The following is a 21,872-nucleotide window of genomic DNA, read 5'->3' on the forward strand; positions in this document are numbered from 1 at the left end:
AGTAATTAGCAAAAATCGTGCTAAAGTTTATAATATCTCATATTTAGTTGAAAATTTCACGGAATCATCTTAAAATGGGTGCATTGACACCGCTTGTCGGTAAAACTACGCGCTGGCCGAGGGGAACGGCCCCAGCGTGCCGTACCAAGGGGGTTGCATGCCGGAGTACCCGAGCCAAGCCGTTCGCATGGAAGCGCGTTCCGAGGTATCGTTGCGCACGAAGCAGCGATTGGCGCCTGCGGCCATCCAGGGGCTCGAGGTGCTGTCGCTGCCCGTCACGCGCCTCGATGCCTACGTGCGCGATCTGGTGGAGCGCAATCCCCTGCTCGATTTCGATTACGATCACGCCTCCCTGTCGTTCGAGGAGATTCCCGAAGAAGACGACGACCGCGCTTCCGGCGGCGCCGACGAGGACGCCGAGAGCGCCTACGCGCGTCCCGCCTCCATCGCCTGGGATGCGCACGGGTTCGATCTCGCGCGCCTGCGCGACGAGTGCTCCGAGACCGAGACGCTGCAGAGCCACCTGCGCATGCAGCTGACGGGAGCATGCGCCAGCGAGCGGGACCGTCTCGTGCTGGACGCCCTCATCGAGAACATCGACGACGACGGGTACTTCTCGGGCAGCATGCCCGCGGTGTGCGCGGAGGCGGGCTGCTCGACGGACGACGGCCAGCGGCTGCTCGCGCTCGTGCAAACGCTGACGCCGCGCGGCGTGGGCGCGCGCGACCTGGCCGAGTGCCTCATGCTGCAGCTCGACGACGACGTCCCCTATGCGCCGGTGATTCGCGCGATGCTGCAGAACAGCCTGGAAGATCTCGCCGAGAATCGCACGACGAAGCTCACGCGCGCGTACCATGTCAGCGTCGACGACCTCTCGGCCATCCGCGATATCATCTGCACGCTCGACCCGCGTCCCGGCTCGTCGTTCTCGCAGCGCAAGGGGACGGTGTACGTCGTGCCCGACGTGACCATCATGCCCGACGGGACGGGGTTCTCGGTGCGCGTGACCGGCCAGCTGTCGGAGACGCTCGTGCTCAACGGAACCTACGATCGCATGGCCGCGCAGGGCCGCATGGACGGCGAGGCGCGCGAGTGGCTGGGCCAGAAACGCGCCGAGGCCGATGCGGCGCTGGCCAACATCGACCAGCGCCGCCAGACGCTCCACCGCTTCGGCGTGTACCTGGCGGAGGCGCAGTACGACTTCTTCATCGGAGGCGATGCACGCATGCGCCCGCTCACCATGCAGCAGGCCGCCGACGCGCTGGGCGTGCACGTGTCCACCATCAGCCGCACGGTGCAGGACAAACACGTGCTCACCCCCTGGGGCGTGTACCCGCTCAAGCACTTCTTCTCGAGCTCGGTTGCCTGCTCGGCGGAGGAGCGTCGCCACGCGCTGTCGTCGCTGGCCATCAAGGACCGCATCAAGGATCTCGTCGCACAGGAGGACCGCCGCAAGCCCCTGAGCGATGCGACCATCACCACCATCCTGAACGGCGAGGGCGTGGACATCAAGCGCCGCACCGTGGCGAAGTATCGGGAAGCGCTCGGCATCGGGCGGCAGTCGCAGCGAAGACGGTAAGGTTCTCAATCGAGACGGAGGGGAGCGTACGTGGTATATCGAAAAGAACACGCGATAGAGGCCTGGAAAACGTTTGTCAGCACCGGAACGATCCTCGAGGACAAGGTTCGCCCCGAAATAGCTCGCTCATGGATTCGGTGCCGCGCGGCAGGCGTGAACCCATGGTCGAGCGATTTCGTCGATCAGAACGTCCCGTTGCTCGAGGAGAAGCGGGCGCGTTTCGCCGCCTCGCTCAGGGCGACCGCGCCGGTCATGAAGTTCCTCGAGATGATGCTGGGGTGCAACGTGTCGCTCATGGACGGCGAGAACTTCGTGTTCGAGCTCATGTCGCCCCTGGCAACCTATCCGCGCACGTTCGGCACGTTCACGCGCGAAGAGGAGGTGGGCACGGGCAACGCCACCGTGGTGGCGTACGAGAAGCGCCCGGTGCGCGTCGACGGGTTCGAGCACTACCGCGCCATCGTCCAGACGTACTCGGGCGTGTCGGTGCCCTACCTCGACGCGGCGGGGAAGTACTACGGCGCGCTCAACATCAACAGCCCCTTCGCCGTGCTTCCCCAGAGCGCCTTGGAGCTGTGCCGCATCGGCGTGTCGCTGACGAACGACCTGTACCGCGCGCACGCGAAGGCCGGCGCGCTGCTGTCCACCGTGGACTTCTTCAAGCCGCTCATGCTGGCGTTCGAGCATCCGGTGCTCCTCATCGACCAAAGCGGCCGCATCCTGGGCGGCAACGCGGGCATGCGGCCGTACTGTCCCGATTGGCAGCAGTACTCCTACGGGTCGCAATCGCTGAGCGCCTATCTGGGCAAGGGCTTCACCGCCCAGGACGTGCTCGACCTTCCCGAGAAGCTGGAGGCGCCGCTGCCCCTGCCGTTCAAGAAGGGCCGCTCGCGCGCCGTGCAGGAGCTCAGCCTCGTGCGGCGCGGCGTGGTGGACATCGACGGCCAGGAGCCGTTCGTCATGCTCGTGTTCGAGGACGGCGGCGAAGCCGAGCGCAACGCCAAGCGCGCGACCGGTCGCCGCAGCGACGCCGCGGTCATGCCCACGGGCGACAAGGTCGACTACATCGGCGAGACGGAGGAGTGGAAGAAGATCGACCGCATGGTGCAGAAGGTGGCTCCCATCAAGACGAACGTGCTGCTGCTGGGCGAGACGGGCACGGGCAAGGAGGTGGTGGCGCGCGCGTTGCACCGCCGCAGCGGGCGTGCCGGCGAGTTCGTGGCCATCAACTGCGGCGCCATGCCGCGCGACCTGCTGGCCACCGAGCTGTTCGGCTACGAGGGCGGCGCGTTCACCGGCGCGCGCGAGACGGGCGCGGTGGGCAAGTTCGAGTACGCCGACGGCGGCACGCTGTTCCTCGACGAGATCGGCGAGATGCCGGTGGACATGCAGGTGAGCCTGCTGCGCGTGCTGCAGGAGCAGAGCGTCACGAAGCTGGGATCGAACACGGCGAAGACGCTGGACGTGCGCGTGATCGCCGCGACGAACCAGAACATCGAGCGCCTCATCGCCGAGAAGAAGTTCCGCAGCGATCTGTACTACCGTCTGAGCCTCGTGGAGATTCGCCTGCCCCAGCTGCGACGGCGCGCCGCCGACATCCCGCCGCTCGTGGACTACTTCAACGGGCAGCTTTCCTCGGTGCTCGAGGTGCCGTGCACGCCCTTTCCCGCCGACACCATCGAGGCGTTGCAGGCCTACAGTTGGCCGGGCAACGTGCGCGAGTTGCGCAACATCGTGGAGCGCTGCCTGATCATGCAGGGCCAAGGCGCCAACGTCACCCTCGATTCGCTGCCGCCGCACATCGCGAACGCGGCGAACACGATGCCGGACGGCCCGGTCGCCCACGTTGCCGCGGCCATGCAGCAGAGCGCGGGCGCGATGCGGGAAGGCGTGGAGGACGACGCGACGTCCGAGGAGCGCCAGCTCGTGCAGGCGCTCCTCGCGCAGTACGAAGGCGACCTTGCGGCGGTGGGGCGCCAGCTCAACCTCACGCACGACGAGCTGGCCGAGTTGCTCAACCGTCTCCACCTGCGCGTTCGCGTGGTGCTCGAAAGCATCGACGATACGTTCTAGGGACGGCTTCCTTCCGGACGGAGGGCAGCCGCGACAGGCTGGCACGCTTTTTGCTTTCCGAATGCACGGAACCGCATTCCCGATACGCAAAAGGAGTGATTCATGAACATCGTTGTGTGCTACAAGATCGTGCCCGACGAGCAGGACGTGGTCGTGCAGGCCGACCGCACGCTGTCGTTCGAGCGCGCTGCGCTCAAGATCGGCGATTACGACCTGAACGCCGTGGAAGCCGGCGCGCAGCTGGCGGCCGCGCACGGGGCGTCGCTCGTGTGCCTCACCGCCGGCGGCGACGCCGTGGAGGACACGAAGCTGAAGAAGGCCATCCTCGCGCGCGGCCCGCAGGAGAACGTGGCGGTGAAGGACGCGTCGCTGCCCGAGGCCGCATCGACCACGACGGCGCAGGTGCTTGCGGCGGCCGTCAAGCAGCTGGGCGACGTGGACCTCGTGCTGTGCGGCGAGGGGTCGGCCGACCGCTACGCGCAGCAGGTGGGCGTGCAGCTGGGCGAGGTGCTGGGCCTGCCCGTCATCAACGCCGTCAGCTCCATCGAGCTCGACGGCGACGTGGCGCACGTCGAGCGCACCGTCGGCACCGTGGTGGAGCGCCTGGACGTGCCGCTCCCGGCCGTGCTGTCGGTGGTCGCCGACATGAACACGCCGCGCATCCCCTCCATGAAGGACATCCTGGGCGCGGGGAAGAAGCCCTCGCGCGTGCTTTCGCTCGAGGACGTGGGCTTCGCCGGCGCCGACGAGGCCATCGAGGTGGTGAGCACGCTTGCGCCCGAGCAGCGCGATCGCGCGTGCGAGATCCTCGAGGGCGATGACGACGAGACGGTTCAGGCATTCGTGGCGCGCGTGCGCGAGCGGCTGTAAGGAGGCTTCCATGAGCAATAAGACGATCGCGGTGTTCGCCGATGCGGTTGAGCCCTACGAGGAACTGTGCAGCGGAGCGCGGGCGCTGGGCGGCAGCCCGGTGGCGTTGTGGGCAGGCGACGAGGCCGATGCGGAGCGCATCGCTGCCTGGGGCGCGCGGGTGATTCGCGTCGGGGCCGTCCCCGAAGGCGCGCTGTACGAAGACTGCGTCCCCGCATTCCAGGAGATCCTCGAGGCTGAGCAGCCGGCGCTGGTGCTGGTGCGCATGTCGAAGCGCACGCAGTGCGTGGCGGGTCGCCTCGCCGTGCGGTTGGGCGTGCCGGTGGTCACCGACGCGTCGCGCGTGGCGCTCGACGACGCGGGCGTCGAGGTGGCGCATATGGCGTACGGCGGCGCGGCCGAGCGCGTCGAGCGAGCGCGCGGCGCGGCGCTCGTGCTCGTGGGCTCGGGCGTGTTCGAGATCGACGCGGCACCGGCTCCCGGTACGGTGGAGCGTGCGGCGGCGTCGATCGAACCGGGTCCCATCAAGCTGGTCGGGCGCCAGGAGAAGCAGGAGGAAGTGGTCGACCTCGGCTCCGCGAAGGTGGTGGTGTGCGTGGGCCGCGGCATCCAGAGCGAGCAGAACCTGGGCGTGGCGCAGCGGTTCGCGGCGCGCATCGGCGGCGAGATGGCTTGCTCGCGCCCCATCGCCGAAGGCGAGGGGTGGATGGCGCATAGCCGCTACCTGGGCGTTTCCGGTGCAACCGTCAAGCCTGACGTGTACGTGGGGCTGGGCGTGTCGGGCCAGGTGCAGCATACGGTGGGCATGGCCGAATCCCAGTTCGTGGTGGCCGTCAACAAGGATAAGAACGCCCCGCTCATGAAGCAGTGCGATCTCGGCCTCGTGGCCGACCTCGAGAAGGTGCTTCCCGCGCTTGAGGCCCTGTAATCATCCGCAGCGCGCATGATGCGAAGCGAGGCCCCGGATTTCCGGGGCCTCGCGGTCGTTTCAGGCCTCGTACACTGTGCTGCGGAGCAGGGCGAACAGGGTTCGGCAGCTCGGATCGCCGTGCTTGATGGACGACAGCATGCTGTCCCACACGAACGCGCACAGCGGCTCGGGGGCCAGCGCGTCGTGCAGGCGATCGCGCGCCACGCGCGGATCGCGCTCGAGCGCCACCACGAGGCCGCGGCGGATGTGCGCGAAGCACGCTTCCTCGCGCTTGCGCGCAGCGGCAAGGCCCTGCGCGTCGAGCGCCGCGATCTCGGTGAGCCAGTCGTCGCGGAACTTCGCGAGCGCTTCCGACAGCTGCCGAGCAAGCTCCTGGCAGAAGCAGATGAAGTCGTCGCCGGCCACGGCATGCGGCATGCGGTCGGCCAGCGCCTCGTTCCAGAACCGGCCCACCACGTCGTTGACGAGGTCGTTCTTGGTGGGGTAGGAGTTGTACACCGTGCCCACGGCCACGTTGCAGGCGCGCGCGACGTCGCGGATGCTGAGGCCCGCCAAGCCCGATTCGCTGGCCAGCGCGAAGGCGGTGTCGAGGATCTGCTGCTTGCTGATGATGGGTTTGTTGCCCATGCGCACCTCCCGCGTGCGGAAGTTCGTGGTTCGAACAGGATGCCCCTCATTGTAGAGGAAGACGCGCCTCCCCGCTCGTGAAGAAACGGTGGGCGACGGGTGCGCGGTATTGCATTCCCCCCGTTCGCTCCTTAACATGAACCTCGTTCATTAATGAACATCGTTCATAAAAGATGAAGGAAAGGAGCGCCTTATGAGTATGGAATTGATCGTGGCGAGCATCGCCATCACCTGCGCGCTGGTGCTGTATACCGTGGGAGTGTTCGGAGAACGCCGTTCGGGGACGCTGTCCCTGCGTCATGTGCTGCTGTTCTGGGGCGGCCTCGTGTGCGACACCACCGGCACGATGATCATGACGAACATGGCGCAGCAATCGGCGGCGGGCGGCTTCGGCATCCATGCGGCTACCGGCGCCATCGCCATCGCGCTCATGCTCGTGCACGCCACCTGGGCAACCGTCACGTACGTGCGTCGCAACGAGCGCGGCATGGAGCGCTTCCATACGTTCAGCACGTTCGTGTGGCTGGCATGGCTCGTCCCGTACATCATCGGCATGCTCGTGGGCATCCCGATGATCCATCTGCAGGCGGTGTGCGCCATCGGCACGAGCGTGGTCGTGGTTGCGGTGCTCGCGTTCGCGCTGTTCCGCGGCAAGAAGGGCCACGCGCAGGGAGCTCGCTAGCAGCGGGCGCGCCGCCGCCCGGAGCGGCCCGGTAGCCTCAGCGCTCGCCGGGCAGGATGGACGGCAGCGCGATGATGAAGCACGCGCCCCCGTCGGGCAGGTTGATGGCTTCCACCGTGCCGTCGTGCGCCTCCACCACCGACTTCACGATGGCCAGCCCGAGGCCCGTGCCGCCCGTGCCGCGGCTGCGCGAGGCATCGGTGCGGTAGAAGCGGTCGAACAGCAGCTGCGGGTCGATGTCGCCGAATCCGGTGCCGTCGTCCTTGACGGCGAGGATGGAGTTGCCCTTGAGGCCGAACAGCTCGATGGTGATGTGGCCGTCGGGCTCGATGAAGCGGCTCGCGTTCTCCACGAGGTTCGTCACGGCCTGCTTGAGGCGGTCGGGGTCGCCCAGCACGTCGGGGGCCTCGCCGATGATCTCGGTGTTCGCGTGGCGGTCGCGCAGGATGGGCTCGAGCGCGTCGAGCACGCCCGTGGACAGCTCGCGCAGGTTCACGCGCGACAGCTCCATGGGCATCGCCGCGTCGTCGAGGCGCTGCAGCGTCAGCAGGTCGTGGGTGAGGCGGCTCAGGCGCTCGCTCTCGTTGATGATGATGGAGCAGAACTTCTCGTGCAGCTCAGGCGGCAGGTCGGGGTCTTCCAGCATCTCGGCGTTGCCGCGGATGGCGGTGAGCGGGGTGCGCAGCTCGTGGGCCACGTCGCTGATGAACGCCGCCTGGCGGCGCTCCTTCAGCACCAGGTCGTGCTGCTGCGTCTTCATGGTTTGCGCGAGCGCCTTGAAGTCGGTGGCCAGCTCGTCGGCTTCGTACAGGCGACCGTCCGGCTCGAACGGCACGTCGGCGCCCGAGCGGTACGCGGCGGTCTTCTTCGCCAGCAAGCGCAGCGGTTCGGATATGAAGTGGCCGATGATCAAGCTGAACGTGAACACCACGAGGCCGACGGGAACAAGCAGCAAAAACGCCTTCGACGGAAGGTCGAAGGCGAGGAAGCAAATGAGGAGCAGTACCGCGCCGGCGAGAAGCGAAAGCAGGGTTGCCAGCAGCGAGAAGTATGTTTGCAGTCTTTTTATTGCCTGAACCTATATCCGTAGCCGCGAACCGTTTCCACCAAGCCGGGATCGTACCCGGCAGACTCAATCTTATCACGCAGACGCTTGATGTGGGTGTCGACGGTCTTGGTTTCCGTCAAGTATTCCCAACCCCAGGCGTCGCGCAGCAGATCCTCGCGCGAAACCACCTTGCCGGCGTTCTTCATGAGGCTGGCAAGCAGCTCGAACTCGCGCGGCGTGAGGTCGATCTCGCCGTTGGCGCCCGAAGCGGTGTGGGCATCCTCGTCCAGCGTGATGCCGCTGGCGGTGACGGCGTGGTTCGCGCCGGGGAAATCGCCGCCCGAGCCGCGACGCAGCAGAGCGCGCACGCGCGCGATGAGCTCGCGAACGCCGAAGGGCTTCGCCAGGTAGTCGTCGCCACCGATTTCGAGGCCCACGACCTTGTCCAGCTCGGTGTCGCGAGCCGACAGGAAAAGGACGGGAACGGTGGTCTTCGAACGCAGGCGGCGGCACAGCTCGTAGCCGTCCATGCCGGGAAGCATGATGTCGAGCACGAACAGGTCGTACGAGTTCTTCGTGGCAAGCGCCAGCGCGTCTTCGCCGTTGTCCACGACGTCGGTGAAGAAGCCCTCCTTCTTGAGGGCGTAGCTGACGAATTCGGTGATGGAGGGCTCGTCGTCAACAACGAGGATGCGGTGCGGAGTGTCGTTCATGTGTTGCCTTTCTATCAGATGGACTCCCGTTGCCGGTGCCTGACAGATGCGCGTGGGCGGGTTGTTATAATGTCGAGAGCAACTATAAGCATTCGGGCCGCAACCGAGGGAGACTGTCAGGAACATGTTACTTGCCATCGACGTGGGGAATACTCAAACGGTAGTCGGGATCTACCAGGACAGAAGCCTGCAATACCGGTGGCGCGTGGCCACGAATAAGAGCCATACTTCGGACGAACTTCGCGTGAAACTCGTGCCGCTGTTGGCGTCCGAAGGCCTCGCGCTCGACGACATCCACGGTGTGGCGTTGGCCTCGGTGGTTCCGGCGCTCACGATGGCGTGGTGCTCGGCGGCGCACCGCATGATCGGCGAGGAGGCGCTCGTGTGCTCGGCCGAGACGGCGGGGGCGTTGTTCGAGGCCGACTACCCCAACCCGCACGAGATCGGCGCCGACCGCGTGGCCGACGCCGTGGCCGCGAAGGCGCTGTACGGGTCGCCCGTGATCGTGGTGGATTTCGGCACGGCAACCAACATGGAGGTCATCGACGCGGACGGCCGCTTCATCGGCGGCGTCATCGCGCCGGGCGTGGAAACGTCGGCTTCTGCGTTGTTCTCGCACGCCACGAAGCTGGGCGCCATCGACCTCGTCGATCCGGGCACCGCCATCGGGCACAACACCGAGGAGGCCATCCAGGCCGGCATCGTGTACGGCGAGGCCGACCGCGTGGACGGCATCATCCGCCGCATCTTCGCCCAGCTGGGCTACGAGACGCCCGTGGTGGCGACGGGCGGCCTCGCGTCGCGCGTCGCGGCCCAGTCGCAGACCATCACCGCCATCAACCCCGAGCTGACCCTCGAGGGCCTGCGCCTCGTCTACGAGGCCCAGGAGGGGGCGGGCCGCTGAGCGCGGATCGATGGGCGCGAACGGGTTCCCTGGCTCTGCGATGCACCTGCTCCAAGGGCGCGTTGCCGCAACGCTGGCTTTATTGCGCTCTTGGGGAATGATTCTCGTCCCCGACGCGCCGAGCAGCTAGAATGCTGCTATTGGGAAAGCCACGCCGCCTGTGACGAGCAGGCGAAAAGAAAGGAAGGGCCCGACGTGTTGAGCGACATTGAAATTGCCCAGGCGACGAAACCTCTGCCCATCAGCGCGATCGCCGAGAAGGCGGGCGTGCCGGAGTCGTACCTCGAACTGTACGGCACGAACAAGGCGAAGGTGGACTACAACCTGCTCACCGATGAGGAGCACACGCCGGGGAAGCTCATCTTGGTCACGGCTATCAACCCGACGCCCGCTGGCGAGGGCAAGACCACCACGACCGTGGGCCTGTCCGACGCCCTGGCTCGCCAGGGCAAGAACATCGTCGTCGCGCTGCGCGAGCCCAGCCTGGGCCCCGTGTTCGGCGTGAAGGGCGGCGCTGCTGGCGGCGGATACGCCCAGGTCATCCCCATGGAGGATATCAACCTGCACTTCACGGGCGATTTCCATGCCATCGGTGCGGCCAACAACCTGCTGGCCGCCATGCTGGACAACCACATCCAGCAGGGCAACGAGCTGGGCATCGACGTGCGCAAGATCACGTGGAAGCGCGTGGTGGACATGAACGACCGCCAGCTGCGCAACGTGGTCGACGGCATGGGCGGCAAGGCGCACGGCGTGCCGCGCGAGGACGGCTTCGACATCACGGTGGCCAGCGAGATCATGGCCATCTTCTGCCTGTCCACCTCCATCACCGACCTCAAAGAGCGCCTGGCCCGCATCGTCGTGGGCTACACGCGCGACGACCAGCCCGTCACGGCCGGCGACCTCAACGCGCAGGGCGCGATGGCGGCGCTGCTGAAGGACGCCCTCAAGCCGAACCTCGTGCAGACGCTCGAGGGCACGCCGGCGTTCGTGCACGGCGGCCCCTTCGCCAACATCGCGCACGGCTGCAACTCCATCATGGCCACCCGCATGGCCATGGCGCTGGGCGACTACTGCGTGACGGAGGCCGGCTTCGGTGCCGACCTGGGCGCGGAGAAGTTCCTCGACATCAAGTGCCGCCTCGCGGGCCTGCGCCCCGACGCGGTGGTCGTGGTCGCCACGGTGCGCGCGCTCAAGAACCATGGCGGCGTGGCGAAGGCTGACCTCAACGACGAGAACCTCGAAGCGCTCGAGGCGGGGCTGCCGAACCTGCTGCAGCATGTGGAGAACATCACGAAGGTGTACCAGCTGCCGTGCGTCGTGGCCATCAACCGCTTCCCGACCGACACCGAGGCCGAGCTGGCGCTGGTGGAGCAGAAGTGCCGCGACCTGGGCGTGAACGTGGCCCTGTCCGAGGTGTGGGCCAAGGGCGGCGAGGGCGGCCTCGCGCTGGCCGACGAAGTGGTGCGCCTGTGCGAAGAGCCGAACGACTTCCAGTTCGCCTACGAGGACGACCTGTCGCTGGCCGAGAAGATCGAGGCCATCGCCACGCGCGTGTACCATGCCGACGGCGTGGACTTCGAGCCGAAGGCGCTGACCGAGCTGGCGAAGCTGGAGAAGCTTGGTTTCGGCGGCATGCCGGTGTGCATGGCGAAGACGCAGTACAGCTTCTCCGACGACGCGAAGAAGCTCGGCGCGCCGCGCGACTTCCGCATCACGGTGCGCAACGCGAAAGTGTCGGCCGGCGCCGGGTTCGTCGTGGCGTTAACGGGCGACATCATGACGATGCCCGGCCTGCCCAAGGTGCCCGCCGCCGAGCGCATCGACGTCGACGAAACCGGCAAGATATCGGGATTGTTCTAAGCGCGAAGGCCCCCGGTTTCCCTTGAACCCGGGGGGCCTTCTGTCGTATACTACGACTACCGGCGGTGCCCAGGATGTGAGTTTTAGTCGGTTCACGGTCCAGTTCGGGCGGCGCAGGTTAATGTGGGAGCCCGGGATTATTCCCGGGCTTTGCTATTTCAGCTTCTCCCCGGTTCCCTCCCTGCTTCGTCCGCATTTCATATAGTCCGTCCACAGGTCGCGGAGAAAGCTCGCGATCGTGGCCACCGCTGCGTAAGCGTTAAGGATTTCAAAAACGATGTTCATAGGTTTTGCCCCTTTCGCAAGAAGCGCCACCCGAATGCGGACACCGTCGGTGCGGCCATTGTACTCCTTGCGAACGATTGTGTGAAGCATCAAAAGTCCTGTTCATATGCGTAGAATTGACGTTGGAACCGCGCTTGATCCGCGTTGGAACCGCATCGGTTCCGCGCTGGACTCGCGTGCAAAATCCGATGGATTCGCGTGAGAATCGCATGAGGATTCTGCTGGAATCGCACGGGGAAATTGAGGAGGATGCGGCCGTCGGCCGCGCGCTGATCTCCCTGCGCAGTGGATTGTCGTATCATGGGGCTATGTTTCGAGTGCGCGACGCGACAAGGAGGACCTTCTTGGACACGACTTTTATCGACGAGCTGGCTTCGGCCGCCCCCACGCCGGGCGGCGGCGGTGCCTCGGCGTACGTGGGGGCGGTTGCTTCCGCGCTCGCGTCCATGGTGGGCAACTTGACGACGGGCAAGAAGACGTATGCGGCCGTGGAGGACGAGGTGCAGGACGCGTTGCGCGACCTCGAGGGCGTGCGCGCCAAGCTGCTTGCGCTCATCGAGTCGGACGCGCGGGCGTTCGAGCCGTTGGCCGCGTCGTACCGCATGCCGAAGGCCACGCCCGAGGAGGCGGCGGCGAAGCAGGCGGCGCTGCAGCTGGCGCTGGGACCTGCGTGCGACGTGCCGCTGGCTATCATGCGCGCGTGCGCCGAGGTCATCGACTACGCCGACTTCCTCGCACGCAACGGCAGCAAGCTGGCCGTGTCGGACGCGGGCGCGGCGGCGGTGCTGGCGCGCGCTGCGCTGGTGGCCGCCAGCATGAACGTGTACATCAACGCGGCCTCGATGGACGACGAGAACCGCGCCGACGGCTATCGCGCCGAAGCCGATGCGCTCATCGCCGAGGCAAACGTGCGCGCCGACGGAATTCTCGCATATACGATGGACGCGATACGGTAACATCGCCAGTTTCATGGCTTGCGAAGCAGAAAGGCAGACATGGCTGAGTTACTGAGGGGGAAGCCCGTTGTCGACAGCATGGCGCTCGACCTGGATGCGCGCATCGAGGCGCTCGGTCGTGCCGGCGTCACGCCCGCGCTTGCGCTCGTGCGCGTGGGGCAGCGGCCCGACGACCTGTCGTACGAACGCACGGCGCGCAAACGCGCGGAGTCGCTCGGCATCGCCGTCAAGCCGTACGAGCTGGACGAATTCGCCCCTCAGGCGGCCATCGAGGCGGCCGTTCGCGAAGTGAACTACGACGACGGCGTGCACGGTTGCCTGCTGTTCCGCCCGCTGCCGTCGTTCGTGGACGAGTCGCACGTGTGCGAGCTGCTCGATCCGAAGAAGGACATCGACGGCATCACGTTGGCGTCGCTGGCCTCGGTGTTCACCGACGGCCATGCGGGCTATCCTCCCGCGACGGCGGCCGCGTGCATCCAGCTGCTCGACCACTACCGGGTGCCGCTCCAGGGCAAGCACATCGTGGTGGTGGGCCGCAGCCTCGTGGTGGGCAAGCCGGTGTCCATGATGCTGCTGCGCCGCAACGCCAGCGTGACCATCTGCCACAGCAAAACGGAGCATCTTGCCAACATCATGCGCTCGGCCGATGTGGTCATCTGCGCCACGGGTCGTGCGCGGGCCTTCGGCGCGTCGTTTTTCAGTCCGGGGCAAACGGTGCTCGACGTGGGCATCAACTTCGACACGCAGGGAAACCTGTGCGGCGACGTGGACTTCGCCGAAGTTGAGCCCGTGGTGGGGGCCATCACGCCGGTGCCGGGCGGCATCGGCACGGTCACCACGTCGGTGACGATGGCGCACACGGTGGCCGCGGCCGAAGCGGCGCTCGCCGCGCGTGGGGAGGGGCGGTAGGCGGTGCGCGCTCCCTCTCCGATGGGCCGCACGTTCGTCATCGCCGACCCCGCCACCTGCATCGGCTGCAAAACGTGCATGGCCGCATGCTTCCATCGCCACGACGCGCCGAACGACGTGGCCGTTCCGCGCCTCACGCTGGTCACCACGCGCACCATCTCGGCTCCCGTGGGCTGCCACCACTGCGCCGAGGCGCCGTGCGTGGACGCGTGCCCCACCGGCTGCCTCTTCACCGACGACGAGCACGTGGGCGTGCACGCGGACAAGTGCATCGGCTGTCGCAACTGTGTGCTGGCCTGCCCGTACGGTGCCGTGGAGATCGTCACCGAGAAGCTGCCGCCCGAACCGGAGCCCGCGCCAGGCGCCGAGGCTGCGGCCGCGCCCGCCCAGGACGACAAGGGCGCCCGTGCCCGAGCGCGCGCGAAGAAGCGCAAGCGCACGAAGTCGACCGTGGTGAAGTGCGACCTGTGCATCGGCCGTTCCGGCGGTCCCGCGTGCGCCTCGGCATGCCCGACGAAGGCGCTGCGGCTCATCGACGAGCGGTTCATGGAGCGCGCGCGGCAGAACAAGCGTCGGGCCGCGGCTCGGGCGGCCGCATCGTACGCCAGCATGAAGCTCAACGCCGATCTGGACGAGGGGGAGTAGGATCATGGAAAAGCATATGGCGGTGTGCCCGTACTGCGGTGCCGGCTGCAAGATGAACCTCGTGGTGGAGAACGGCCTCGTCATCGACGCAGAGGGTCTGCCGGGCATCACGAACGAGGGCGAGCTGTGCCTCAAAGGCAGGTACGGCTACGACTTCGTCAACGACACGAAAATCCTCACGCCCCGCATCTACCATCCCATGATCCGCCGCGCGAAGGGCGCGCCGCTCGAACGCGTGACCTGGGACGAGGCACTCGATTTCACGGCCGACCGCCTGCGCTCCATCATCGCGGAGCACGGTGCGCGCTCGGTGATGCTCACCGGCTCGTCGCGCGGCGCGGGCAACGAGGCGAACTACGTGATGCAGAAGTTCACGCGCGCCTGCCTGGGCACGAACAACATCGACAACTGCGCCCGCACGTGCCACGCGGCCAGCGTCATCGGCCTCATGGAGGTGGTGGGATCGGGCGCCATGAGCGTGAGCATCCCCACGCTCGAGGAGACGGACTGCATCCTGCTGTTCGGCTACAACCCGGCGGCCAGCCATCCCATCGTGGCGCGCCGCATCGTGAACGCGAAGGAGCGCGGGGCCGAGCTCATCGTGTGCGACCCCCGCGTCATCGAGTCGGCGCGCATCGCCGACGTGTACCTGCCGTTGAAGAACGGGTCGAACGTCGCGCTGCTCAACGCGTTCGCCTACACGATCATCGACGAAGAGCTGGCCGATTGGGATTTCATCGACCAGCACACGACGGGCTTCGACGCCTGGTGGGAAGTCGTGCAGGACTACGCGCCCGAAGACGTGGAAGAGGTCACGGGCCTCGCGGCCGAGGCCATCCGCCACGCCGCGCGCCGCTACGCGAACGCCGAGACCGCCGTCATCGGCTGGGGCATGGGCGTAACGCAGCAGGCCCAGGGCGTGCAGACCGTGCGCGCCCTCGCGGCGTTGGCGATGATCACCGGGCATATCGGTCGGCATGCGAGCGGGTTGGCGCCCGTGCGCGGCCAGAACAACGTGCAGGGCAGCTGCGACATGGGCATGTGGCCGAGCCTCTATCCCGGCTACCAGCGCGTGGACGACCCCGCGGTGCGCGCCAAGTTCGCCGCCGCCTGGGGCGTGGACGAGGATCGCCTGTCGCTCGAGGAGGGCTTCAAGCTCACCGACCTGCCGCACGGCGTGGAGACGGGCACCATCCGCGCGTTCTACAACTTCGGCGAGGACCCGCTGCAAACCGAGCCCGACACGGCGCAGGTGCGCGCCGCGCTCGAAGGGCTCGACCTGCTGATCAGCCAGGACATCTTCATGACGCAGACCACGGCGCTGGCCGACGTCGTGCTGCCCGCCACGTCGTGGGCCGAGCACGACGCCGTGTACACCGCGTCCGACCGCTCGTTCCAGCGCACCACCGCGGCGCTGCCGCCGAAGGGTGGGTGCCGCCACGACTGGCAGATATTCGCCGACCTGTCCACGCGCATGGGCTACCCGATGCACTACCGCAGCGCCGAGGAGATCTGGGACGAGGTGCGCAGCCTGTGCCCCCAGTTCGCGGGCGCGACGTACGAGAAGATGGCGGGCGTCGGCTATGCGCAATGGCCCATCTACGCCGAGGCGGCGGACGACCCCGACAACCACGGCACGGCCGAGCTGTTCGCCGGCGGCGCGTTCACCACGCCCGACGGGAAGGGGCATTTGGAGGCCGCCGCGTGGCGCCCGCCCACCGAGGAGCCCGACGAGCGCTATCCGCTCGTGCTGTGCACGGTGCGCGAGGTGGGGCACTACTCGTGCCGCTCGATGACCGGCAACTGCAAGGCGCTGGCCGCGCTGGCCGACGAGCCGGGATACGTGAGCATCAGCCCGGTCGACGCCGACGCGCGCGGCATCGATGAAGAGCAGCTCGTGTGGGTGACGTCGCGCCGCGGGAAGGTGCTGGCCCGCGCGGCGGTGGACGACCGCATCAACGACGGTGCCGTGTACATGACCTACCAGTGGTGGATCGGCAAGTGCAACGAGCTGACGCTGCACGTCACGGACGGGGAGTCGGGCACGCCCGAGGACAAGTTCAGCGCCTGCCAGGTGGAGGCCATTCCCGATCAGGCATGGGCCGAGACGTACCTCGTGGAGCGCTACGCCGAGTTGAAGGCGCGGCTGGCCGCCGAGGCCGACCGGCAGCATCCGGTGGAGGAGGAGTCGGCCGAAGACGCCGTGCCCTCCACCGTCCTGAGCGATGCCGCCGGAGTCGAAGGATTCCCCGCGGCGCCGGCCGATGCGGCCCCGACTCCCACCCCCGCCTTCGCGCCCCACGAGGCCGAAGTGGCGGGGCGCGCCCTGTATGCGAACGGCGAGGAAGAGACGCTCGTATGAACCGCTTCGTCGTGTCCGATCCGTCCCGGTGCATCGGCTGCGGCGCGTGCCGCGTCACCTGCACGGAGAGCCATCGCCGCCGCGCGCTGCGGCCCGCGTCGCGCATCTCGCTCGTGAAGACGCGCACGGTGTCCGCCGCGGTGACGTGCCACCAGTGCGAGGGCGCGCCCTGCATGTCCGTGTGCCCCGAGGGGGCCATCGTGCAGGAGCGCGATCGCCTGCACGTGGACGAAAGCCGCTGCACGGGTTGTTTGCTGTGCGCGCTCGTGTGCCCCTTCGGCGCGGTGTACCCGTCGGCGCCCTCGACGGCGCACGTGAAGGCGGCGCCGTACAGCCGTGCCTCGTCGGCGCGGTCTGCGGGGCTGCTGCGCCAGAAGGAGACGGGCTCGTACACCTCGGTGGTGATGTGCGATCTGTGCGCGAAGTCGCCGGACGGGCCGCGATGCGTGGACGCCTGCCCCACGAAGGCGCTCGCCCTGGTGGACGAGGGCACGCTGGGAGCTTTGGGCCGCACGCGCCGCATCGACGCCATCGAGATGACCGACGTGGCCATGCGCGGCGTGCTGGGCGTCGAGGAGGGGGAGGCGTGATGGGTACGATGAAGCCGCGCGTGCCGAACGCCATCTCCGGAGGACGGCCCGTTCCCTTGGCGCGCCGCGCGCACGAGCCGGCGAAGGGGAAGCCCCGCCACGACTTCGGCCGGTGCATCGCCTGCGCGGCCTGCGCGGTGGCGTGCGACTCCCGCGCCATCCGCATCTTCATCGACGAGGACGAGGGCATGCTCGTGTGGACGCTCGACCTGTACGACTGCACGCAGTGCGGCCGCTGCGTGCCCGTGTGCCCGACCGGGGCGATGAGCCTCATCGAGGGCACCGAGTTCGCCGACGACTCCGAGCCGCCGAAGCGCTGCCTGTTCTCGCTGGCCGAGTGCGAGTCGTGCGGCCGCTACTACGCCACGAACAAGGAGGTGGCGTTCGCGAACGAGCTGCTCGAGCAGGAGGAGAACGCCGACGCCGCCCGTGCTCGCACGCTCACGTCCATCTGCCCCGACTGCAAGCGCCTCCACGACGCCAAAGCCGCCGCCCGCCGCAGCGGGATGAAGCGGTAGGTTCTCCGCTCTTTGGCCCGCGGTGGGCGACGTGCGGGCCGGACGTCGCCCACCGCGGCGATTCGTGCAGCTCTACGCTGCCTTCGGGAGATCCTCCTGCTTGGCGTCGTCGTCGGCGTCTGCTCCGGCGCCGCCCTCGATCACGCTGATGGCGTTCGCGGCGGCTTCCTCCACGGCAGCGGGATCGGCGCTGTCGAGCGTGTCGGTTCCGTCTTCCACGGCGCAGCCGGAACAGGCGCGGTTGCGGCCGGCCTCAAGCGCGTCGTTGATCGAGCCCGAGTAGATGGTGCCCGAATTCTTGATGTACTGGCAATCGGGGTTGAAGTGGTACACCTCGCCGAACGGCGTCCAGTACGCCAGCCCGTCGTCCGAAAGCACGGCGGCACCGGCTTCGGCCTGGTCGAGGTCCTCCTGCGACGTCGGATGGTAGTCGATGCCGCTGCCGACGGCGGCCACGAGCGCCACGCCGGCCACGATGGAGCACACCTGCTTCGTCTTCTTGTCCAGGTCCTTGTTCGTCAGCATGAGCAGCAGGATGGGCGCGAACGCGATGACCGCGATGATGACGCCGAGCTCGGTCTGCACCCAGTACGCCAGCTTGTTCTCCTTGGACGCCGGGTTGATGTGGTTCGCGCGCTTCCACAGCTGCGAGCCCACCACCACGAACACGAGGTCGACCACGAGGAAGATAACCACCCAGGTCATCGGCGGGAACTTCGGAAGATACAGCGTGCTGTTCGCCACGAGGATGGCCACCACCTCGAACACGATGCCCAGCACCCACAGCACGATGGCGCCGATGCGGAACGGCAACGCGTTCCCCTTGCGCTCCGCGTGCATCTCCTCGCGCACGGCCTGCGTCGCCGCGCCCGAACCGCCCTGCTTCGGTTTCGCGACGGTCTCCCCGGTTTTCGCGTCAACGAAGTGGCGCTCCTTCGGCTCCTTCTTCTCGGCCGGCTTCTTCGGCGCCTCGCTTGCTTTTTCGTCGTGCTCGCTCGGCTGCTTCTTCGTTGTCATAAGCGTGTCGTCCCCTCTTGTTCTCCTTGAACGGTTATCGATATGATAAGGTACGCGCAGAAGTTGAGAACGGAATAACCCCAGTTCAACGTATAGTTGAAGCAAGGAGAGAACCATGGATGTGCAGCAGATCGTAGGGCAGTTCGTGAAGGGGGCGGCCGAGGATCCGGAGCAGCTGAAGGCTTTCGGCATCGACCCGGGCGCCGCCATCAAGAACGCGACGGGGCTCGAGCTGAGCGACGAGCAGCTCAAGGACGTGGTGGGCGCCGTGGAGCCCCTGCTCGAGGGCAAGGAGCTCAACATGGACAAGGTGATGGAAGCGGTAGGCGACTTCCTGGGCGACGGCGACATCCTGGGTAAACTCTCGGGCCTGTTCGGCGGCAAGTAAACGAAATGCGGCCCCGCCTCCGGAAGCCGAGGCGGGGCCGCTGCGCGATGTGGGGGGGGGCGGCGGAGCGCTTTGGGCGGGTTTCGCCTGCCTCAAAGAACCCCGAACAAGTGCCCGAGCGCCAGCACCATGGGCACGCTGATCAGCACCCGCTCGAGATACACGGCGAACAGCTGCGGGAACGAGAAGGGGATCTTCGAGGTCAAGATGAGCGCGCCGATGTCGGTCATGTAGAGAACCTGCAGGATGCAGAGCGTCCCCACCAAGAAGCGCACTTCGACGGAAGCCTGCGCCGCCCCGAGAATGACGGGAACGAACTGATCCGCGAAGCCGACGAGCACGATCGAGCCCACCTCCATGGCGTCCGGAATCCCGAACAGCGAAAGGTAGGCTCCCAACGGCGCGCCGAGGTAGGCGAACAGATCCGTGTAAGTGGCCACCATCAGCGCGACGGTTCCGAATACCATGATGCTGGGCAGCGTGCTCACCGTCATGTTGAGCGCGCTCGTGAGGCCTCGCGACAATGCGGTGCCCAAGCCGGGAGCGCTCGCGGCGCGGGCGAGCGCCTGGCGGCAACCCCAGGCGAGCCGGCCGACGTTCTCGGGAGCCTCTTCGTCTATCTTCTTGCCGACATCATCGCAGTAGTCGCTCGTCATGGAGCAGATGGGCCAGATCCTCGGCAGCAGGAGTGCCAGGATCAGGCCCGTGATCGCTATCGTGCCGTAAAAGGCGATGAAGTGCCGCCCCAGTCCCAGTATCGAGGCGATCATGGAGCAGAAGCTGATGCTCAGGATGGAGAAGCAGCTGATGATGGTCGCCGCCTCGCGGCCGGTGTAGAAGCCCTTCTCGTATTGGGAGATGGTCAGATAGGTTCCGCAGACGCTCGAGCCGAACCATGAGGAGAGGCAGTTCGCCACCGAGCGGCCCGGTATGCGAAACAGCGGTTGGGCGACGCCGCGCAGCAGCGAGGCGAACAGGTCGACGAAGCCGTAGTCGGTGAGCAAAGGCAGGAACACGCCGCCTATCAGGTACCATGCCGTGCAGGTGGGCGCTACGGTGTACAACATGTTTCCGCCGGTGCCTTCGGATACCAGTTCCGCAGGCCCGATGCCGAGAAAGACCGCCAGCATCATAGCCGCTCCGCCGACGCGCACCGCGATCCAGAACCTGCTTGGCGAAAAGATGGCGTCAAGGCCGTCGTGCCTGCTGATGAAGGGGATGGGCGAGATACGATGCCAGAGCGAGAGTACGGCTGAAGCGGAGACCATGCATACGAGCAGCGGGACGGATACTCCTTCCAGCGACGATTTCAGCCAAGATACGATGATGCCCGAAAGCATCTCTTGGCTTTCCCCGTAGCTAACCGGAACCAGGAAGAGCAAAACCCCCGCCGTCGAGGGGACGACGAGCTTTGCGATGTCGATGATGCGTTTCTTATCCATAAGACCCACGTCCGTCGGTTCGGCCTCTTGGCATGCGATTGCGCCCGCGGCGCATGCCGCGCGCGGAGGAGCGGTGCGGCGGGAAGGACGGATACGCCATCCTTCCCGCCGTCTGGATGCGGCTACTTCTGGATGTTCTTCGTCGCGCAGTGGATGCCGCCGCCGCGGATGTTCAGATCCATGGAGTAGATGGGCACGATGGTGCGTCCGGGGTACGCCTCGGCGAGCGCCGCCATCGCCTGCTCGTCGCGCTGGCGGATGGCTTCGGGCTTGCCCTCGCGCCAATAGCTCTGCGCGATCACGACGTCGTTGCAGACCAGGTAGTTGATGTAGCTCATCGCCGGCTGCATGATGATCTCGCCTTCGGGCATGGGGGTGCCGTCGTCGAGCAGGGGCTCCTCGTTCTCAGCGAAGCGCTTGCCCCAGGTGCGGTTCGTCCAATCCTCCGGCGTGGTCGACACGTACTCGGGGATAGGGGCGGGGATGCGAATGATCGTGAGCGGGGTTCCCTCGGCGTCCGTCTCCGACTTGAGGACCTCGTAGGCCGCGTCGCAGCGCTCCTTGGTGATACGGGCGCTCTCGAGCTCGGAGGCCTCTTCCTCGCTCACTTCCAGCAGCAGCACGGTGCTCTTGTCGACGAAGCGCGCGAGCTCGTCGATGTGGCCGTTGGCCGAGCCGGAGCGGTATACGGGCTTCCCGTCGACGTGGTCGAGCACGCCGAGCGTCGAGGGCTCTTCCTCCCAATGGCACTGCGGCAGCCAGATGACCTTCTCGAGGTTGAAGACGCGCTTGAACTCCTCTTCGACCTCCTCCTTGGTCATGGAGCCGTTGCGCTTGGCAACCTCGGTCTCCTCGATGGCCATCATCACGCCGGCGCCGTTGAACTCCTTGTCGCCGCCCTCGGAGACGAGGCGCGACTCGACGATGTCGTAGCAGCCCAGCTCGATGGCCATATGCGGCGCGAACTTCTTGCACAGAAGCGACATCTCGCTGTCTTCCTCGCCCATGCCGTACATGTCGAAGCGGAAGTGGACGAGGCGCATGTTCCCCTCGTCGTCCCTCATGATGTCGGGGCCGTAATCGCGCATCCAGTGCATCATGTCGGGGATCTGGGTGATGGCGATCCGATCGAGGTCGATGCCGCCCTCGCTCAGCACCTCGCGGCAGCGATCGTAGGTGCCCGGCCATCCGCAGTTGACGACGATGTTGTCCACATGCCCGACGAGCGCCTTGACGACCTGGCGCATGACGCCCTCGGTGTACATGCCGCCGACCGGTTCGATGATGCGGGGCCAGCCGATCACGACCGTTTCCTGGGGCTCGAACTCGCCGGCGTAGCGGAACGTGTTCTCTTTCATTGCGTATCTCCTTTGCTTGCCTTCGCGCACGCGCGCTGACGGAATCGAATGCTTGCTAGTGGATATGCGCCGCGCGGGGGGGGGTAGGGCCCTCCTGCGGCGCGGCGGAAAT

At 66.8% G+C, this 21,872-nt stretch carries 21 protein-coding genes; 14 read left to right on the top strand and 7 right to left on the bottom strand.

Annotated elements, in window-relative coordinates; genetic code table 11:
• Positions 1–157: 157 nt before the first annotated feature.
• From rpoN to H8S61_RS15720, 4 genes are all read left to right on the top strand, one after another.
• The gene (gene rpoN / locus H8S61_RS15705; protein ID WP_160941026.1) at positions 158–1,579 is read left to right on the top strand and encodes an RNA polymerase factor sigma-54; all 1,422 of its coding nucleotides are present in this window, start codon (positions 158–160) and stop codon (positions 1,577–1,579) included.
• A 153-nt stretch (positions 1,580–1,732) separates the two neighbouring features.
• The gene (locus H8S61_RS15710) at positions 1,733–3,652 is read left to right on the top strand and encodes a sigma-54 interaction domain-containing protein (protein ID WP_366458596.1); all 1,920 of its coding nucleotides are present in this window, start codon (positions 1,733–1,735) and stop codon (positions 3,650–3,652) included.
• A 102-nt stretch (positions 3,653–3,754) separates the two neighbouring features.
• Complete coding sequence (gene fixA, locus H8S61_RS15715) at positions 3,755–4,522, top strand: putative electron transfer flavoprotein FixA (protein WP_160941028.1); 768 nt, start codon at positions 3,755–3,757, stop codon at positions 4,520–4,522.
• Positions 4,523–4,532: 10 nt separating this feature from the next.
• Positions 4,533–5,450, top strand: coding sequence for an electron transfer flavoprotein subunit alpha/FixB family protein (locus H8S61_RS15720; RefSeq protein WP_186939644.1), 918 nt, complete (start codon positions 4,533–4,535; stop codon positions 5,448–5,450).
• Positions 5,451–5,510: 60 nt separating this feature from the next.
• Here H8S61_RS15720 and H8S61_RS15725 read toward each other — a convergent pair whose 3' ends face one another.
• On the bottom strand, positions 5,511–6,080 hold the full coding sequence (locus H8S61_RS15725; protein WP_186939645.1) for a TetR/AcrR family transcriptional regulator: 570 nt from the start codon (positions 6,078–6,080) through the stop codon (positions 5,511–5,513).
• A 193-nt stretch (positions 6,081–6,273) separates the two neighbouring features.
• On the opposite strand from H8S61_RS15725, the gene H8S61_RS15730 reads away from it, so the two are divergent.
• Positions 6,274–6,762 (top strand): HsmA family protein, encoded by a 489-nt coding sequence (locus tag H8S61_RS15730; protein WP_186939646.1) that lies wholly within the window; start codon positions 6,274–6,276, stop codon positions 6,760–6,762.
• Positions 6,763–6,799: 37 nt separating this feature from the next.
• On the opposite strand, the gene H8S61_RS15735 is transcribed toward H8S61_RS15730, so the two are convergent.
• Both H8S61_RS15735 and H8S61_RS15740 read right to left on the bottom strand, forming a co-directional pair.
• A complete protein-coding gene (locus H8S61_RS15735) occupies positions 6,800–7,717 on the bottom strand; it encodes a sensor histidine kinase (protein WP_186939647.1) in 918 nt (305 codons plus the stop codon).
• 110 nt (positions 7,718–7,827) lie between these two features.
• The gene (locus H8S61_RS15740; RefSeq protein WP_154332394.1) at positions 7,828–8,523 is read right to left on the bottom strand and encodes a response regulator transcription factor; all 696 of its coding nucleotides are present in this window, start codon (positions 8,521–8,523) and stop codon (positions 7,828–7,830) included.
• 124 nt (positions 8,524–8,647) lie between these two features.
• On the opposite strand from H8S61_RS15740, the gene H8S61_RS15745 reads away from it, so the two are divergent.
• Both H8S61_RS15745 and H8S61_RS15750 read left to right on the top strand, forming a co-directional pair.
• Positions 8,648–9,427, top strand: a complete 780-nt coding sequence (locus H8S61_RS15745; protein ID WP_154332393.1) for a type III pantothenate kinase — start codon at positions 8,648–8,650, stop codon at positions 9,425–9,427.
• A gap of 195 nt (positions 9,428–9,622) precedes the next feature.
• A complete protein-coding gene (locus H8S61_RS15750) occupies positions 9,623–11,290 on the top strand; it encodes a formate--tetrahydrofolate ligase (protein WP_186939648.1) in 1,668 nt (555 codons plus the stop codon).
• Positions 11,291–11,443: 153 nt separating this feature from the next.
• Here the strand turns inward: H8S61_RS15750 and H8S61_RS17565 are convergent, their stop codons facing one another.
• Entirely contained in the window at positions 11,444–11,575 is a 132-nt protein-coding gene (locus tag H8S61_RS17565; protein ID WP_255466660.1) for a hypothetical protein, read from the bottom strand.
• A 344-nt stretch (positions 11,576–11,919) separates the two neighbouring features.
• On the opposite strand from H8S61_RS17565, the gene H8S61_RS15755 reads away from it, so the two are divergent.
• Genes H8S61_RS15755 through H8S61_RS15780 form a run of 6 tightly spaced genes read left to right on the top strand, consistent with a single transcriptional unit; the run spans position 11,920 to position 17,555 of the window.
• Positions 11,920–12,531 carry a cyclodeaminase/cyclohydrolase family protein gene (locus H8S61_RS15755; protein WP_186939649.1) on the top strand — a complete coding sequence of 204 codons (612 nt, stop codon included), beginning with the start codon at positions 11,920–11,922 and terminating at the stop codon, positions 12,529–12,531.
• Between the two features lie 39 nt (positions 12,532–12,570).
• Positions 12,571–13,440, top strand: coding sequence for a bifunctional 5,10-methylenetetrahydrofolate dehydrogenase/5,10-methenyltetrahydrofolate cyclohydrolase (locus H8S61_RS15760; RefSeq protein ID WP_160941036.1), 870 nt, complete (start codon positions 12,571–12,573; stop codon positions 13,438–13,440).
• A 3-nt stretch (positions 13,441–13,443) separates the two neighbouring features.
• Positions 13,444–14,085 (top strand): 4Fe-4S dicluster domain-containing protein, encoded by a 642-nt coding sequence (locus H8S61_RS15765; RefSeq protein ID WP_366458601.1) that lies wholly within the window; start codon positions 13,444–13,446, stop codon positions 14,083–14,085.
• Positions 14,086–14,089: 4 nt separating this feature from the next.
• A complete protein-coding gene (fdhF, locus tag H8S61_RS15770) occupies positions 14,090–16,447 on the top strand; it encodes a formate dehydrogenase subunit alpha (protein WP_186939650.1) in 2,358 nt (785 codons plus the stop codon).
• Positions 16,444–17,037: a 4Fe-4S dicluster domain-containing protein gene (locus H8S61_RS15775; RefSeq protein ID WP_160941038.1), complete on the top strand. Its 594-nt coding sequence runs from the start codon at positions 16,444–16,446 to the stop codon at positions 17,035–17,037. The genes fdhF and H8S61_RS15775 overlap by 4 nt, the downstream gene beginning before the upstream one ends.
• Positions 17,037–17,555, top strand: coding sequence for a 4Fe-4S dicluster domain-containing protein (locus H8S61_RS15780; protein ID WP_186939651.1), 519 nt, complete (start codon positions 17,037–17,039; stop codon positions 17,553–17,555). Before H8S61_RS15775 ends, H8S61_RS15780 begins: the two co-directional genes overlap by 1 nt.
• A 72-nt stretch (positions 17,556–17,627) precedes the next feature.
• On the opposite strand, the gene H8S61_RS15785 is transcribed toward H8S61_RS15780, so the two are convergent.
• Positions 17,628–18,572: a hypothetical protein gene (locus tag H8S61_RS15785; protein WP_160941039.1), complete on the bottom strand. Its 945-nt coding sequence runs from the start codon at positions 18,570–18,572 to the stop codon at positions 17,628–17,630.
• Between the two features lie 115 nt (positions 18,573–18,687).
• Between H8S61_RS15785 and H8S61_RS15790 the strand changes: the two genes are divergently transcribed.
• The gene (locus tag H8S61_RS15790) at positions 18,688–18,960 is read left to right on the top strand and encodes a homocitrate synthase (RefSeq protein ID WP_160941040.1); all 273 of its coding nucleotides are present in this window, start codon (positions 18,688–18,690) and stop codon (positions 18,958–18,960) included.
• Between the two features lie 92 nt (positions 18,961–19,052).
• Here H8S61_RS15790 and H8S61_RS15795 read toward each other — a convergent pair whose 3' ends face one another.
• Both H8S61_RS15795 and H8S61_RS15800 read right to left on the bottom strand, forming a co-directional pair.
• Positions 19,053–20,027 carry a YjiH family protein gene (locus tag H8S61_RS15795; protein WP_186939652.1) on the bottom strand — a complete coding sequence of 325 codons (975 nt, stop codon included), beginning with the start codon at positions 20,025–20,027 and terminating at the stop codon, positions 19,053–19,055.
• A gap of 497 nt (positions 20,028–20,524) precedes the next feature.
• Positions 20,525–21,760: an agmatine deiminase family protein gene (locus tag H8S61_RS15800; RefSeq protein ID WP_160941042.1), complete on the bottom strand. Its 1,236-nt coding sequence runs from the start codon at positions 21,758–21,760 to the stop codon at positions 20,525–20,527.
• Between the last annotated feature and the right edge of the window lie 112 nt (positions 21,761–21,872).

Origin of the sequence: Eggerthella hominis, assembly GCF_014287365.1 — a bacterium.
Classification (GTDB): Bacteria; Actinomycetota; Coriobacteriia; order Coriobacteriales; family Eggerthellaceae; genus Eggerthella; species Eggerthella guodeyinii.